The sequence below is a fragment of the Staphylococcus hsinchuensis genome, assembly GCF_038789205.1.
GTDB classification, from domain to species: Bacteria; Bacillota; Bacilli; order Staphylococcales; family Staphylococcaceae; genus Staphylococcus; species Staphylococcus hsinchuensis.
The window spans coordinates 1,846,549-1,863,804 of the sequence record NZ_CP128355.1 but is presented as its reverse complement, the minus strand read 5'-3'; the positions used below and the strand labels follow the sequence as shown (position 1 = coordinate 1,863,804).

Here is a 17,256-nt window from a genome sequence, read left to right as displayed (position 1 = left end):
GAGAAGATATAAATGAGTAAACGTACTACGTATTGTGGTTTAGTCACAGAAGAGTATTTAGATCAAGAAATCGTATTAAAAGGTTGGGTACATAACCGAAGAGATTTAGGTGGCCTAATCTTTGTTGATTTACGTGATCGTGAAGGTATTGTTCAAATCGTATTTAACCCTGATTTTTCACAAGAAGCTTTAGCGACAGCAGAAACAGTAAGATCAGAATACATCATTGAAGTTAAAGGTACGGTTAAAAAACGTGATCCTGAAACAGTAAATCCTAAAATTGCTACTGGACAAGTTGAACTTCAAGTTTCACACATTGAAATTATAAATAGATCAGAAACACCTCCATTTGCGATTAATGAGGAGAACCAAAACGTTGATGAAAATATTCGCTTAAAGTATCGCTATTTAGATTTAAGAAGACAAGAATTAGCACAAACATTTAAGATGCGTCATCAAACTACACGTTCAATTAGACAATATTTAGATTCTACAGGATTTTTCGATATTGAAACGCCAGTGTTAACAAAATCAACTCCTGAGGGTGCACGTGACTATTTAGTGCCTTCTCGTGTACACGAAGGTGAATTTTATGCACTACCACAATCACCACAGTTATTTAAACAATTATTAATGATCAGTGGTTTCGATAAATATTACCAAATCGTAAAATGTTTCCGTGATGAAGATTTACGTGCTGACCGTCAACCAGAATTTACTCAAGTCGATATTGAAATGAGCTTTGTCGATCAAGAAGATGTTATGGATATGGGAGAAGAAATGCTCCAAAAAGTAGTTAAAGATGTTAAAGGGGTAGAGGTGCCACGACCATTCCCACGTATGACATATAATGAAGCAATGGCTCGTTTCGGTTCAGATAAACCTGATACACGTTTTGGTATGGAATTGAAAGATGTATCTGATTTAGGTCGCTCTATGGATTTCAAAGTATTTAAAGATACAGTAGAAAATAACGGTGAAATTAAAGCAATTGTAGCAGAAGGTGCTGCCGATCAATATACACGTAAAGATATGGATGGCTTAACAGAATTTGTAAATATTTATGGTGCCAAGGGTCTTGCGTGGGTTAAAGTTGTAGATGATGGATTAAGTGGTCCGATTGCAAGATTTTTCGAAGAAGAAAATGTAGAACAAGTATTACAATTAACTGGTGCTAAATCAGGTGACTTAGTGATGTTCGTTGCTGATAAACCAAACGTTGTTGCTCAAAGTTTAGGCGCTTTACGTATTAAGTTAGCTAAAGAATTAGATCTTATCGACCAATCTAAATTAAATTTCTTATGGGTAACTGATTGGCCATTATTAGAATATGACGAAGATACTAAACGTTACACTGCAGCACATCATCCTTTCACTGCACCAAAAACAGAAGACATTGATAAATTAGAAACTGAACCAGAAAATGCTCAAGCTAATGCCTATGATATCGTATTAAACGGTTATGAACTCGGCGGTGGTTCAATAAGAATTCACGAAGCAGAAATTCAACAGAAGATGTTTAAAGCATTAGGTTTCACAGAAGAACAAGTACAAGAACAGTTTGGATTCCTAATGGATGCATTTAAATATGGTGCTCCACCACATGGCGGAATTGCATTAGGCTTAGACCGATTAGTAATGTTATTAACAGGCCGTACGAACTTACGTGATACAATTGCGTTCCCTAAAACTGCATCTGCGACTTGCTTATTAACTAATGCACCAGGTGAAGTGTCTGACGCACAATTAGAAGAGTTATCTTTACGTATCCGTCATTAGTCTAAATGTAAGTTCAAATCCTTGCTAAATAGGAATTATGTGGTATGATATTTAGCATAAGATAGTCATCTGTAGTGTTCGTAAGTTTGCTTTTTATTTGGGCCTAACGCACTTTGATCAGGGAGCTCAATAGGTTTTCTTGCAGCGCACACGCCTCTAAAGGAGGACTTGCAAAACAAGAAACAGGGCACCCACCTGTTATATAGCAGGCCGAATGATCAAGCATTTTATAACTACGGCACAGACGGACTCTATCGGTACGCAAGGCTTTAAGTCTTGCGTATTTTTTTGTTTAAAATGCAAAATTTAAATTAGATAGTTAGTTGATTTAATCTTACGTTGGCAATCATTGTTTCGTTCGATATAATACATATTAAAGCATAGTAGTTTAATAAGAATCATTATTATTTTAAGGAGTAACGATTTAAATGAGACATCAGTTTTCTAGAAACGAATTAGCATATGGCCAAGAAGGTCTAGACCTATTAAAAGAAAAAACAGTTGTCGTATTAGGTGTAGGTGGAGTAGGTTCATTTGCAGCAGAAGCTTTAGCACGTACTAATATAGGACATATTATTTTAATTGATAAAGATGATGTGGATATAACAAATGTCAATCGACAAATACATGCACTCACTACCACTGTAGGACAAAGTAAAGTTAATTTGATGGAAGAACGTATTAAATTAATAAATCCAGAGTGTAAGGTTACATCGTTACATATGTTTTATACTGAAGAAACGTATGAAGCATTATTTAGTGAGTATGACATCGATTATTTTATCGATGCGAGTGATACAATAATGTATAAAGTACATTTAATGAACGAATGTTTAAAGAGAGATATTAAAGTTATTTCAAGTATGGGAGCTGCTAATAAAATAGATCCTACTCGTTTCCAAATTGCAGACATTTCTCAGACACATACAGATCCTATGGCGAAGATTATACGTCAAAAACTTAAAAAGTTAGGCATTCGTCGCGGAATACCAGTTGTTTTTTCCGATGAAAGTCCAATTGTTATTAGAGAAGACGTCAAAGATAAAGTTGGAGATGCAAATGCGCCATCAAGAAAAGGGCAAATGCCACCATCTTCAAATGCTTTTGTTCCAAGCGTTGTAGGATTAATTTGTTCAAGTTATGTTATTAATGACATTTTAAAAGATATACCAGTCACACGTATCAAAGATAAGAGATAAAATAAAAACATTTTAGGATGATAAGAAGAGGCACCATAGGAATGGTTGAATTCATTTTCTAGAATTTTTTTACTAAATGATTTACAATTTGTACGGTATTTTGTCAGGGATAAGCATTTCAGTTTCCATCAGTAGAGTTTCTTGAGACATGTTATAAATTTATACATAAGACACCTCGTTAATTTGGTTTAGTGGTTTTTATTAAATTATACGAAAGTGTCTTATTTTTTTGTAGTAATAATATATAAGAACTAAGTGTTGTTTGCGAGACACCTGTATAGAAGTACTAGCTTCAAAATAGATATATTTTGAAGCTAGTACTTCTTAATGCAAGTGACAATGGTCACTTGTATACCACTGTGATTGGGTCGAGAACGAGGCTCGACCCAGCCCCCTAGGTAAGCGAGCAATAACAAGCCCATCAAAGATCAAAATCTTTGATGGGCTTAATGCTAGGTATTTATGTCCCGGCTTCTATTTTGTTTTAAATCATTACTTGTTTTTGTGTTGTGATTGATTAATATGTTCGAAAATTGATTTAAACTGTTGTTCTGTTTTTGAAGTTGTTTTAGGTTCATAATATATTTTATCTTTTAATTTATCCGGTAAATATTGTTGCGCAACGAATCCGTTATCATAATTATGTGGATATTTGTATCCTATTGCGCGACCTAAATCTTTTGCACCTGAATAATGTCCATCTCGTAAATGATTAGGTATTTGTCCGACGTTGCCTTTTCTAATATCAGACAATGCTGAATCAATTGCCTTAATGCCTGAGTTTGATTTAGGTGAAAGACATAGTTCAATTACGGCTTGGCTTAATGGGATTCTTGCTTCAGGAAAGCCTAGTCTTTCAGCTGATTCAATAGCAGCTAACGTGCGTTGACCAGCACCAGGTGAAGCAAGTCCGATATCTTCATAAGCAATTACAAGCAAACGACGTACAATTGTTGGTAGGTCTCCAGCTTCAATTAAGCGGGCAAGGTAATGCAATGCAGCGTTGACATCACTACCTCGGATTGATTTTTGAAAGGCACTCATCACATCATAATGCATATCGCCATCTTTATCACTGACGAATGCACCTTTTTGTAAGCAATCTTTTGCATCTTGCAATGTAACATGTCTGACGTCGTCTTCTGGTTGTGCACTTAATACTGCTAATTCTAAAGCATTTAATGCACTTCTGACATCTCCTTGACTTTGTGTAGCAAAATACTCAATTGCTCCTTCTTCAACTTGTGGATGATAAGATGCTAGACCATCTTCAGCATTTTCTATTGCACGCTCAATAGCAACTCTAATGTCATTTTCATCTAATGGATACAACTCAAATATTTGTGCTCTTGAACGAATTGCAGGGTTTATTGCATGGTATGGATTAGAAGTCGTGGCACCGATGAGTATGATTTTTCCATTTTCTAAATAAGGTAATAAGAAATCTTGTTTAGCTTTGTCTAATCGATGAATTTCGTCTAACAATAGGATTACTTGTCCAGACATCTTAGCTTCTTCTACAATGAGTTGCATATCTTTTTTTGTATTTGTAACAGCATTTAACTGTCTAAATTTAAATTGTGTGCTTCCTGCAATGGCTTTTGCAATACTTGTTTTACCAATGCCTGGTGGACCATGAAAAATCATTGAAGATAATCTTTTTGTTTCAACCATTCTCCTGATAATCCCTTTAGGGCCGACAAGATGTTGCTGTGAAATAATATCGTCTATGGAGTTTGGTCTCATTTTGGAAGCTAATGGTTCATTAGTCAAAATCATTCAACACCTTTCTAATATAATATTAACGTAAAAAATGATAGAATGTTATCATATAGTATTCGAATTAAGTGAGGTTATAATATGAAAATATCAACAAAAGGGAGATACGGTTTAACTTTAATGATATCTTTAGCTAAGAAACAAGGTCAAGGTTGTGTCTCATTGAAATCAATAGCTGAAGAAAATAATTTAAGTGATTTGTATCTAGAACAACTGGTTGGACCTTTAAGAAATGCAGGATTAATTCGAAGTGTCCGTGGGGCCAAAGGTGGTTACCAATTGCGTATACCAGCAGAAGAAATAACTGCTGGCGACATTATAAGATTATTAGAAGGTCCTATTACATTTGTAGAAAGTATCGAATCTGAACCCCCAGCACAGAAACAATTATGGATAAGAATGCGCGATGCAGTACGAGATGTATTAGATAATACGACTCTAAAGTATTTAGCAGAATATAAAGAAACGAACAATTTAGACGGCTATATGTTTTATATTTAATAATTTTCATTTTTAATAGTGAAGAACTTAAAATATAATATGATATGTTTATAATTTTTCTTAAACGGGAATGTCTAATACATAAGTATTAAGGAGGTTCTTTATAATGGCTGATGAAAGTAAATTTGAACAAGCAAAAGGTAACATGAAAGAAACTGTAGGTAATTTAGCTGACGATAAAGATTTAGAAAATGAAGGTAAAGAAGATAAAGGTTCTGGAAAAGCGAAAGAATTTGTAGAAAATGCAAAAGAAAAAGCTAACGAAACTATCGATAAACTTAAAGGTAATAACAAAGACCAATAAGCTTTATTAAAAGAGGTGTAAAACATGGCTGAAAATTTCTTAGATAAAGCTAAAGAAACTGCAAAAAACGTTTCAGACAAATTAAAAAATAGCGATAATGAAAAAGCACAACAAGCTTCAGAACAAATTGATAAATATACAGGCGGTAGCGAAGACAACAACGAAAACGACAAAGAAAATGAATAGTTGTTAATTATTATAAAAGGCTTAATCCAAATGGATTAAGCCTTTTTATTTATAATAACAACTTACAGTTGTTCGACTACATTTTTTAGCTTTTTATAAGATTCAAGTTGTGCTGTTTGGTCATAGATATAACTAACAGCCATGAGCTCATCTATTTCACCATAATCGTGTATGAATTGATTAAGTTTTTGTTTAACTGTTTCTTCTGATCCAACGAGTGAGTGTTGAATACGCATTTGCGCCATTTCATATTCTCTAGGCGTTAGTAGTCCTTTTAAATCATCAGTAGGGGGTTGGACAGGTTGCATTTTGCCTCGCGTGATACTCGTCATCACTTGAGCTTGTGTTGTTGCTAAATAATGAGCTTGTTCATCAGTATCTGCGACGATCGCATTTAAACAAACAATCATATAAGGCTCGCTTAATACATCTGAAGGTTCAAATAATTCTTTGTATATTTCCATAGCTTCTTTCATTTGTTGTGGAGCAAAATGACCTGCAAATACATAAGGTAATCCCTTTCTCGCAGCTAAATGAGCAGAATCAGTAGACGATCCTAATATATATAAAGGTACATTTTTACCGATTGCAGGATAAGCACGTACATAAGCCTGTTGATTAGCAGGTCCGAAATATGTGGCTAATTGTTCAACTTCGTCAGGGAATTCATAAACACCGTTATGTTGATCCCTTCTCAGTGCGCTTGCCGTTATCATATCTGTGCCGGGTGCTCTACCTAAACCTAGATCTACACGATTAGGAAAGACCGTGGCCATTGTACCGAATTGTTCTGCTACAACGAGGGGGGCATGGTTAGGTAACATAATGCCTCCTGAACCTACACGAATATGATTTGTATGCTCTAAAGTATGTTGAATTAATAGTGCTGTCGCAGAACTTACCAAGTTTGGAGCGTTATGATGTTCTGCAATCCAATAACGATGATAATTTAATGATTCTAAATTTTGAGCTAATGTGACCATATCAGCAATAGCATCTTTATCTTCTTGACCTTCACGAATAGGTACTAAATTTAATGCTGAAAGATTTAAACGTTTCATCTCGTCCTTAACTCTCCTTATTTTAATAATATAAAGAGTATAACAGTCAAAAAGAAAGTTGCGTAAAATATTGCTCACTGTTATAATATACCCAATTAAAACGTTAGGTGGCTTAAATTAAGACGATGGATATAACTCATAAGAAACAATTAATTAATAACAATATATTAAATAAATTATGGGATATGTCTATGTCTTAAAAAGCCCGTGTTATATAAAATAACAGAATATAAATGAGTTCGTTTATGACATGTCATATCTTCGAAAGTGAGGAATAGGTATGTCATTTTATTTTGAAGAAAAACCTTTCGAGAAATATGGTAAAGAACTGATAAAGCACGTTAATATTAAGGTAGAACCAGGGGAACATATCGCAGTGATAGGTGAGAACGGTATAGGGAAGACGACATTACTGCGTTCCATTTTTAATAAATATGAAGAGACAGCTTATTTAATGGAACAAGATTTATCACAATTTCAGGAATTTACTGCTTTAGATTACATTATGTCTTGGTATCCTAAGTTGTTTGAATTGAAGCGTAAAATTACAACAGATTATGAATATATTTCAGATTATATTGAACATAATGGTTATGAAATTGAAGAACGTATTATACGAGTGGCTAAACAATTTGCATTATCTGAGGAAGATTTAGATAAAACATTATCTGTATTGAGTGGCGGACAACAAACTAAAGTAGCATTAGTGAGAGCAATGATTTCGCAACGCAGTTTAATATTATTAGATGAACCTACTAACCATTTAGACCATGAAATGATAGATGAAGTTGTAAAATATATTAACCGTAGTAATAGTAGTCTATTATTTGTGTCGCATCATCGAGGATTCATTGATTTAACTGCCAGTCATATTATTGAAGTCAGTCCGGATAGCACAAGAAAATTTGTAGGTAATTATAGTCAATACCAATCAATTATCGATGTGGAACGCCAAACAGAAGCAAGAGCATATGAAAAAAAGCAAAAGGAAATCAAAGCACTGGAATCGACTATTCAACGCGTTCAAGATTGGCATCATTCTGCTAAACAGTCGGCAAGTGTGCGTAATCCATTAGAACAGAAGCGTTTAAGTAAACTCGCTCAAAAAGCAAAAGTTAAAGAATCTCAACTCAACCAAAAGATTGATAAACTCAATACTCAAAAACCGAATGAAGATAATAGGCATTTTCATTTTGTTAATCAGCATAGTGTAAATAAGAAATTCTTAGTAACTATGAAAGATGTGTCAGTAACAATAAATAATCAAATTATTTTTAATGAGATGAATTTTGAAATAAAACATAATGAAAATATATTACTGACTGGTCCGAATGGTAGTGGTAAATCATTATTGATTGCGTTAATAAGTCAACAATTTGCTCCTGATGAAGGCGATGTATATGTTACTCCTTCATTAAAAATCGCGTATTTCGACCAAAAAAATGCTAATTTGGATTATCAAAGTACACCGCTATCGATGTTATTAGATATGGATGGTATGGCACGGAGCCAAGCGCAAACGATACTTGCTTCATTTGGATTTGATCAACGCAAAATCACTCAACCAATTTCAAATCTATCCATGGGCGAAAAAAGTCGATTACAATTTGTTCTCTTATATTTTTCTAATCCACATTTACTCATATTAGATGAACCGACCAACTATTTCGATATTGCTACACAAGATTTAATTTTAAAAATGTTAGACAGCTTTACAGGCCAAGTATTAATCGTTACACATGATGATTATTTAAAATCCCAGTTTGAAGCTACACATTGGTCAATTGAAAATAATAAATTAGTCAATGTATCATTAACGCCACAAGAAGAATCAAATGTCGATGATACATTAAAATTATTGGAGGATTATAACTCTATTGATGAAGATGGACATTTTCAAACAGACGACTAGAAAATTTAATTAGATGGTGCTATCATTGGAACATTGATAAAATTGTAAGGAGTGTCAAACATGGAAGTTTATGCGGATTATGCTGCAACCACGCCAGTTAAAGAGGAAGTTATAGATAAGATGACTGCAGTGTATCAACAACACTTTGGTAACCCCTCTTCAATTCATAGTGTTGGCAGAAATGCACGTAAATATTTAGATGATGCACGTCGTCAAATTGCTAAAGGATTAGGCGCGAAGACAAGTGAAGTTATCTTTACAAGTGGTGCGACAGAATCAAATAATACCGCTATTAAAGGTATTGCATACGCAAATAAACATCGAGGCAATCATCTCATTACCTCTAAGGTAGAGCATCATTCTGTACTTCATGTATTTGAGCAACTAGAAAGAGAAGGCTTTGACGTTACTTATTTAGATGTAGACAATGAAGGACTTATTAAATTAGATCAATTAGAAGCAGCGATGACTGAGGAAACAATATTAGTTTCTATTATGTTTGTTAATAACGAAGTAGGTACCGTTCAACCAATGTATGACATCGATGCTATCGTTTCTAAATCTAACGCGTTATTCCATGTAGACGCAGTTCAAGCTGTTGGCCATTTAGAGATAGACTTTCATGACTTCGATATTGATACTATGAGTATAACTGCACACAAGTTTGGAGGCCCAAAAGGAATTGGGGCGTTTATAGTTAAAGATGGGACTACAATAAACTTTCCGCAATTAGGTGGAGAACAAGAGAAGAAAAGAAGAGCAGGTACAGAAAATGTGCCTCAAATTGTTGGTTTTGCAGAAGCATTGAAACTAGCGAATGAACATCGAGATGCAAACAATGTTCATTTAATGAACTTAAAGAATTTATTTCTTGTATCATTACAAGAACGTTCAGTTCCATTCGAATACAATGGTTCAATGACTGATTCTACAGGTCATGTAGTAAATCTCTATTTCCCATTTATCGATGTTGAAACGATGTTGACGTTATTAGATTTATCGAATATTTATGTCTCTTCAGGGTCAGCATGTACGGCTGGTACTACAACTGCTTCCCATGTACTCGTTGCCATGTATGGAGATGAAGATAGAGCAAATCATTCCGTTAGATTTAGTTTTAATGAACAAATGACAGAACAAGAGATTAAATATATAACTACGGAAATTCATAAAATTTATCATAAGTTTAAGGAGGAAAATTAGTTGTCAAATAAAGATATACGTGTAGTTGTAGGTATGTCTGGTGGTGTAGATAGTTCAGTGACGGCACACTTGTTAAAAGAACAAGGCTATGATGTCATCGGAATATTTATGAAAAATTGGGACGATACCGATGAAAATGGTGTTTGTACAGCTACAGAAGATTATAATGATGTCATTGAAGTGTGTAACCAAATTGGAATTCCATACTATGCGGTGAATTTCGAACAAGAATATTGGGACAAAGTATTTACTTACTTCTTGGACGAATATAAAAAAGGACGTACACCAAATCCTGATGTGATGTGTAATAAAGAAATTAAATTTAAAGCATTTTTAGAACATGCTTTAAAATTAGGCGCAGACTATGTAGCGACAGGACACTACGCGCGTGTAAGACGACATGAAGATGGTCATGTAGAAATGCTACGCGGTGTAGACAATAACAAAGACCAAACTTATTTCTTAAATCAATTATCTCAATCACAACTAAAACATGTCATGTTCCCAATTGGTGATATCGATAAGAAAGAAGTTCGTAAAATTGCTGAAGAACAAGATTTAGCCACGGCTAAAAAGAAAGATTCTACTGGAATTTGTTTCATAGGCGAACGTAATTTCAAAGAATTCTTATCTAACTATTTACCTGCACAATCAGGTGACATGCGTACATTAGCAGGCGAAAAAGTAGGCACTCATGCAGGATTAATGTATTATACAATAGGCCAGCGTCATGGTCTTGGCATAGGTGGAGACGGCGACCCATGGTTTGTTGTAGGAAAGAATCTAAATGATAACGTGCTTTACGTTGAACAAGGCTTCCACAATGAAGCATTATATAGTGATTATCTAATTGCTTCAGATATTTCATTTGTGAACCCTGTCGATTTAGAAAATGGCTTTAATTGTACGGCTAAATTTAGATATAGACAAAAAGATACAAAAGTTTTCGTATCAAAAGAAAGCGATAATTCAGTTCGAGTTACATTTGATGAACCAGTTAGAGCAATTACACCTGGTCAAGCAGTTGTATTTTACGATGGTGATGTGTGTCTAGGTGGCGCTACTATTGATGACGTGTATAAACAATCAGGTCAATTGAGTTATGTCGTTTAATCATTAATGAATTAAGGTGAGAGATTAGAACAAGTGCACAACAAGAGTATTAAAGACTCTTTGTAATCCGCATCTGTTCTAATCTCTTTTTTTAAAATGAATGTTTCCACCTATATGAAAATGTTATAATAAGATGCAGAAAAGAGGTTTTTTAAGTGAATCAACAACAAATTTATGAATTAATAAAACAAGGTCAATTTGAAACAGCGTTAAAAGCATTATTTGAAAATATAGAAGCTGAACCAAAAGAGGTTGAAAATTACATAAATGCAGGAATATTATTGGCTGAAGCAGGAGAAATTGAAAAAGCTGAACGTTTTTTCCAGAAAGCCTTAACGTTAGATCCTGAAAACGGAGCAATTTATTACAACTTAGCTAACGTCTATTACAATGTGGATCAATTTAAAGACGCAATTAAGTTATATCAACAAGCGTTAAAATTTAACGTAGATAAAATTGATACGAATTATATGATAGGTATGTCTTTCAATCATTTGGAAGCATTCAAAGAAGCTCTACCATTCTTTATGACAGCTGCAGAAATGGACGATCGAAAAGATGTAGAAGTACAGTTTCAATACGGACTCGTACTCTGTCATTTAGAAATGTTTGACCAGGCAATTAAACAATTAGAGTACGTATTAACACTAGATGAAAAACATACAGATGCATTATATAATCTTGGTTTAGCAACTTATATGAAAACTGAAGACACCGACAAGGCGATTAAATTATTTGAACGAGCGGTTGAGATTAACCCAGAACATCATATGAGCCAACACGCAATCACAACCTTTAAAGCTATAGCAGAGGAGGAATAACATATGGATGACCCTACATTATTTACACAGTCGATGATCAAAGGGACTGTTGACGCCATACTTTTTCAAAATAAAGACAACTTTTATACCGTGTTGAAAGTCGACACGATTGAGTCAGACGAGTCATTTGATTCTATGCCGACGATTGTAGGGTTCTTTCCAGATGTTACTGAAGGAGATGTCTATACTTTCAAAGGTCAAGTTGTTACACACCCTAAATACGGTAAACAATTAAAAGCTGAAACATTTGAAAAAGAATTGCCACAAACTAAAGAAGCTATCATCAGTTACTTATCCAGTGAATTATTTAAAGGTATCGGTAAAAAAACAGCGCAAAATATTGTAAATACGATTGGCGAAAATGCAATCAACGACATTTTAAACAACCCAGAAGTATTAGAGCGCGTTCCAGGTTTATCTAAAAAGAAACAAAAGCAAATTGCCGATCAAATTGCTAGTAATCAGGAAACTGAACAAATTATCGTAAGATTACATGACCTTGGATTTGGTCCGAAATTAGCGATGTCCATTTATCAAGCTTATTTAGGTGAAACACTTAATATTGTTGAGAACAAACCCTATCAACTTGTTTATGATGTGCGTGGTATAGGTTTTAATAAAGCAGATGCACTAGCGAGAAAGTTAGGCATTCACTTTAATGATGTAGAAAGAATTAAAGCAGGGTTACTATACGTATTAGAAGAAGAATGTGTAAAACAAGGACATACCTATTTACCGAAAGCATATACACTTGAAACAACACAAGACATGTTATCTAATGAACCTTCCGAAATAATTGAAATAGAAGATTTAGCTCAGGTAGTTGATGATTTGGTGCAAAATGATCAGTTGATTCTACAACAAGATGAGTTAGCGATACCTAGTTTATATTACTCAGAATTAAAAAGTGTACAAAATCTTTATCGAAATTATAGTTATACTCAAAAGTTAACCGAGATAGAACAATCGGATGTATTGATGGAAATTGGAGAGATTGAGGATTATAACAAAGTTTCGTATGCTGCATCACAAAAGGACGCATTACAAACTGCTATCAATTCAAAGGTGATGTTATTAACCGGGGGACCTGGTACTGGTAAGACTACTGTTATCAAAGGTATCGTAGAATTATATGCACAAATTCATGATTTATCACTAAATTACGATGATTATCAGAATAACGACTATCCAGTCGTTTTAGGTGCACCAACAGGTCGCGCTTCTAAACGTTTAGCCGATGCAACAGGATTAGAAGCGATGACCATTCATAGATTAATTGGTTGGAATCAAGATACACAACCCGAAGATTTATTAGAGAATGAAATAAACGCAAAATTGATTATCATTGATGAAATGTCAATGGTCGATACTTGGTTGTTCCATCAATTTATGAACGCAGTACCTTTAGATGCTCAAATCATATTGGTAGGAGATGAAGATCAATTACCATCCGTAGGTCCTGGTCAAGTGTTTAAAGATTTAATAGATTCTAAAGTGATTCCTCGAGTAAATTTGACGGAGGTATATCGACAACAAGATGGCTCAAGTATTATAGAGTTAGCCCACCGAATGAAACTCGGTCAAGACATAGATATTACACAGCGATTCCACGACCGAAGCTTTATTAATTGTTCAACAGAGCAAATACCTAACTTTGTAGAAAAGGTTGTCGCAAGTGCTGTGAAGAAAGGTTACGATATGAGTGATATCCAAGTGTTAGCACCAATGTATAAAGGTGCTGCAGGTATTAAAAAGCTCAATGTAATCTTACAAGATATTTTAAATCCAAAGGAAAAAGATTCAAGAGAAATCACTTTTGGAGAGGTTGTTTTTAGAAAAGGCGATAAAGTTCTGCAACTTGTGAATCGCCCGAGTGATAATATCTTTAATGGCGACATTGGCGTTATCGTCGGTATATTTTGGGCTCAAGAAAATGACTTAAATAAAGATGTGTTAGTCGTGGATTTCGAAGGTAATGAAATCACATTTACGAAACAAGATTTGATGGAACTCACACATGCTTATTGCACTTCAATTCACAAAGCACAAGGTTCAGAGTTTCCTATCGTTATTATGCCGATGGTTAAACAATATTTTAGAATGTTACAAAAGCCTATTCTATATACAGGGCTTACACGAGCAAAGCAATCCTTAGTGTTTTTAGGCGATCCTCAAGCTTTTGAAATAGGCTTGAAGACGCACGGTCAAACGAGAATGACTCATCTGTGTACATTTTTAAAGGCATACTTTAATAATGAAGAAATAGAACCTAAACTTTCAACAGCTAACACGGGCGATTCAGACGAAGAAGAGAATGAATATGCATCGCTCGTATTAACTGAAGAAACGATATTTAAAATTAATCCTATGATTAATATGGGACAAATTACGCCTTATGACTTTGTTGAAGATTGACACGAGCTTGTAAAATAAATACAATAAAGATAACTTCAACATAAAGATGAGTAAATTGTGTTAGTCATAAAGAGATGTGCTGGTTGGTGTAAAGTACAGGTGACACAATTGAACGCTACTTTATGTCAAACTTTATACTTAACTAATTGAGTGATAAATGTGTAAATCATTGACGTTATATACATTGATGAATGTGGTTTACTTTATTTATAACTAGGGTGGTACCGCGAAACGTTCGTCCCTTTTTGAGGATGAGCGTTTTTTTTGTTTGGACAAAACGTTTAAAAATTGTTCTTATGGGAGGAAAAAAGATGAAAAATTTAAAAGCAAGTGAAATTAGACAAAAATACATTGATTTTTTTGTTGAAAAAGGGCATATGGTAGAGCCTTCAGCACCATTAGTACCGATAGATGACGAATCATTATTATGGATTAATTCAGGTGTTGCTACATTAAAAAAATACTTCGATGGTCGTGAGACGCCTAAAAAACCGCGTATTGTAAACTCTCAAAAAGCGATTCGTACGAATGATATAGAGAATGTAGGTTTTACTGCACGTCACCACACATTTTTCGAAATGTTAGGTAATTTCTCAATCGGTGATTACTTTAAAAAAGAAGCAATCGAGTTTGCTTGGGAATTTTTAACAAGTTCAGATTGGATGGGAATGGAACCAGAAAATTTATACGTTACAATTCATCCAGAAGATACTGAAGCATACCGTTTATGGAATGAAGAAATTGGTTTAGAAGAAAGTAGAATAATAAGAATTGAAGGTAACTTCTGGGATATCGGTGAAGGTCCATCTGGTCCTAATACTGAGATATTCTATGATAGAGGGAAGGAGTTTGGACAAGAAGACCCACCAGAAGAAATGTACCCAGGTGGCGAAAACGAGCGCTATTTAGAAGTTTGGAACCTAGTATTTAGTGAATTTAACCATAATAAAGATAATACGTATACGCCGCTTCCAAATAAAAACATTGATACGGGTATGGGACTAGAACGTATGGCATCTATTGCTCAGAATGTACGTACGAACTATGAAACAGATTTATTTATGCCTATTATTAAAGAAGTTGAGCAAATTTCAAACAAAAAATATCTTGAAAATAATACTTATGATATCGCGTTTAAAGTTATTGCAGACCATATCCGAACAATTTCATTTGCTATTTCAGACGGTGCATTGCCAGCTAATGAAGGTCGTGGCTATGTATTACGTCGTCTACTCAGACGTGCAGTTAGATTTAGCCAATCATTAGAAATTAATGAACCATTTATGTATCGCTTAGTTGATATTGTTGCTGAAATTATGGAACCATATTACCCAAATGTGTTACAAAAATCAGACTTTATTAAACGTGTAATTAAATCTGAAGAAGAACGTTTCCATGAAACATTAGAAGAAGGTATGGCTATACTGAATGATTTAGTGGCTGAAGCTAAAGAAGGTTCAAAGATAATAGATGGTAAAGATGCCTTCAAGTTGTATGATACGTATGGTTTCCCAATCGAATTAACAGAAGAGATCGCAACACAAGATAATTTAACTGTTGATATGGAAACATTTAACGTTGAAATGGAAAAACAAAGAGAAAGAGCAAGAAATGCCCGTCAAAATTCACAATCTATGCAAGTGCAAAGTGAAGTATTGAAGAAGATTAATACTGAAAGTAAGTTTGTAGGCTACGATGTTTTAGAAACAAACACAACTTTATCTGATATTATTTTTAATGGTGAACTTGTAGATGAAGTTGAAGCGGGAGAAACGATTCACTTTATTTTACAAGAAACGCCATTTTATGCAGAAAGTGGTGGACAAGTAGCGGATAAAGGAAATATTAGTAATGAAAATTTTGAAATTGCAGTTCAAGCCGTTACAAAAGCACCCAATGGTCAGAACTTGCATAAAGGTGAAGTACAATTTGGCACTGTAACTCAAGGCAGTACAGTGACAGCGACTGTAGATGAAGCTAATCGACGTGTGATTGAGAAGAATCATAGTGCGACGCATTTAGTTCATGCTGCATTAAAAGAAGTATTGGGGGACCATGTTAATCAAGCAGGTTCACTCGTTGAGCCAGATAGACTAAGATTTGACTTTTCACACTTTGGTCCAATGACTGCTGAAGAAATTCAACAAGTAGAAACTAAAGTGAACAATGAAATTTGGAAGAATATTAACGTTAAAGTTCAAGAAATGCCAATCGATGAAGCGAAACAAATGGGAGCTATGGCGTTATTTGGAGAAAAATACGGCGATATCGTACGAGTAGTTAACATGGCGCCATTCTCTATTGAACTTTGCGGTGGTACGCATGTAAATAATACTGCAGAAATTGGCTTATTTAAAATAGTAAGTGAATCAGGTACTGGAGCTGGCGTGCGTAGAATCGAAGCATATACAAGTAAGGCTGCTTTCCTATATTTAGAAAGTATTCAAGAAAAGTTCAATACTGTTAAAGATAATTTAAAAGTTAAATCAGATGACCAAGTCAATGAAAAAGTATTACAATTACAAACGACAGAAAAAGATTTAACGAAACAATTAGAACAAAGCAATAGAGAAATTACGGCACTGAAGATGGGTGACATTAAAGATCAAGTTGAAGAAATAAATGGAATTAAAGTACTTGCTACGGAAGTTGAAGTTGCTAATGCTAAAGCAATTCGTGAAACGATGGATGACTTCAAATCAAAATTACAGGATACAGTGATTATTTTAGTGAGTGACGTCGGAGGCAAGGTTTCTCTAGTAGCAACTGTTCCGAAAGATTTAACAGATAAAGTGAAAGCTGGAGATATCATTAAAAATATGGCACCAGTCGTTGGTGGTAAAGGTGGTGGCCGCCCAGACATGGCTCAAGGCGGTGGTACGGAACCTGAGAACATCACAGAATCATTACGTTTCATTAAAAATTACATTAAATCGCTATAACTTCCTTTTGTAGTACGGTAAAATGTAAGCAAATATGTTTT

13 protein-coding genes and 1 other RNA gene are annotated in these 17,256 nt (G+C 34.4%); 12 read left to right on the top strand and 2 right to left on the bottom strand.

The window, feature by feature from the left end; translation table 11 throughout:
* Positions 1-12 precede the first annotated feature (12 nt).
* From aspS to QQM35_RS09275, 3 genes are all read left to right on the top strand, one after another.
* Positions 13-1,779, top strand: coding sequence for an aspartate--tRNA ligase (gene aspS, locus QQM35_RS09285; protein ID WP_251942834.1), 1,767 nt, complete (start codon positions 13-15; stop codon positions 1,777-1,779).
* Between the two features lie 63 nt (positions 1,780-1,842).
* A non-coding RNA gene (gene ssrS, locus QQM35_RS09280) (6S RNA) lies at positions 1,843-2,034 on the top strand.
* Between the two features lie 173 nt (positions 2,035-2,207).
* A complete protein-coding gene (locus QQM35_RS09275; protein WP_251520253.1) occupies positions 2,208-2,978 on the top strand; it encodes a tRNA threonylcarbamoyladenosine dehydratase in 771 nt (256 codons plus the stop codon).
* Between the two features lie 492 nt (positions 2,979-3,470).
* Here the strand turns inward: QQM35_RS09275 and QQM35_RS09270 are convergent, their stop codons facing one another.
* On the bottom strand, positions 3,471-4,751 hold the full coding sequence (locus QQM35_RS09270) for a replication-associated recombination protein A (protein ID WP_251520256.1): 1,281 nt from the start codon (positions 4,749-4,751) through the stop codon (positions 3,471-3,473).
* A gap of 87 nt (positions 4,752-4,838) precedes the next feature.
* Between QQM35_RS09270 and cymR the strand changes: the two genes are divergently transcribed.
* From cymR to QQM35_RS09255, 3 genes are all read left to right on the top strand, one after another.
* Positions 4,839-5,258 (top strand): cysteine metabolism transcriptional regulator CymR, encoded by a 420-nt coding sequence (gene cymR, locus QQM35_RS09265; RefSeq protein WP_251520259.1) that lies wholly within the window; start codon positions 4,839-4,841, stop codon positions 5,256-5,258.
* Positions 5,259-5,364: 106 nt separating this feature from the next.
* A complete protein-coding gene (locus QQM35_RS09260; protein ID WP_251520262.1) occupies positions 5,365-5,562 on the top strand; it encodes a CsbD family protein in 198 nt (65 codons plus the stop codon).
* Positions 5,563-5,586: 24 nt separating this feature from the next.
* Positions 5,587-5,748 (top strand): hypothetical protein, encoded by a 162-nt coding sequence (locus tag QQM35_RS09255; RefSeq protein ID WP_251520265.1) that lies wholly within the window; start codon positions 5,587-5,589, stop codon positions 5,746-5,748.
* Between the two features lie 62 nt (positions 5,749-5,810).
* On the opposite strand, the gene QQM35_RS09250 is transcribed toward QQM35_RS09255, so the two are convergent.
* Complete coding sequence (locus QQM35_RS09250; RefSeq protein WP_251520268.1) at positions 5,811-6,809, bottom strand: LLM class flavin-dependent oxidoreductase; 999 nt, start codon at positions 6,807-6,809, stop codon at positions 5,811-5,813.
* A 280-nt stretch (positions 6,810-7,089) separates the two neighbouring features.
* Between QQM35_RS09250 and sal the strand changes: the two genes are divergently transcribed.
* From sal to alaS, 6 genes are all read left to right on the top strand, one after another.
* A complete protein-coding gene (gene sal / locus QQM35_RS09245; RefSeq protein WP_251520271.1) occupies positions 7,090-8,721 on the top strand; it encodes a Sal family ABC-F type ribosomal protection protein in 1,632 nt (543 codons plus the stop codon).
* 60 nt (positions 8,722-8,781) lie between these two features.
* Positions 8,782-9,924 (top strand): cysteine desulfurase family protein, encoded by a 1,143-nt coding sequence (locus QQM35_RS09240; RefSeq protein ID WP_251520274.1) that lies wholly within the window; start codon positions 8,782-8,784, stop codon positions 9,922-9,924.
* The gene (gene mnmA, locus QQM35_RS09235; protein WP_251520277.1) at positions 9,925-11,037 is read left to right on the top strand and encodes a tRNA 2-thiouridine(34) synthase MnmA; all 1,113 of its coding nucleotides are present in this window, start codon (positions 9,925-9,927) and stop codon (positions 11,035-11,037) included. It begins immediately after the preceding gene.
* 155 nt (positions 11,038-11,192) lie between these two features.
* Positions 11,193-11,858 (top strand): tetratricopeptide repeat protein, encoded by a 666-nt coding sequence (locus QQM35_RS09230; protein ID WP_251942841.1) that lies wholly within the window; start codon positions 11,193-11,195, stop codon positions 11,856-11,858.
* Between the two features lie 3 nt (positions 11,859-11,861).
* Complete coding sequence (gene recD2 / locus QQM35_RS09225; RefSeq protein ID WP_342610349.1) at positions 11,862-14,273, top strand: SF1B family DNA helicase RecD2; 2,412 nt, start codon at positions 11,862-11,864, stop codon at positions 14,271-14,273.
* A 311-nt stretch (positions 14,274-14,584) separates the two neighbouring features.
* Positions 14,585-17,215: an alanine--tRNA ligase gene (gene alaS / locus QQM35_RS09220; RefSeq protein ID WP_342610348.1), complete on the top strand. Its 2,631-nt coding sequence runs from the start codon at positions 14,585-14,587 to the stop codon at positions 17,213-17,215.
* The last annotated feature ends 41 nt before the right edge of the window (positions 17,216-17,256 follow it).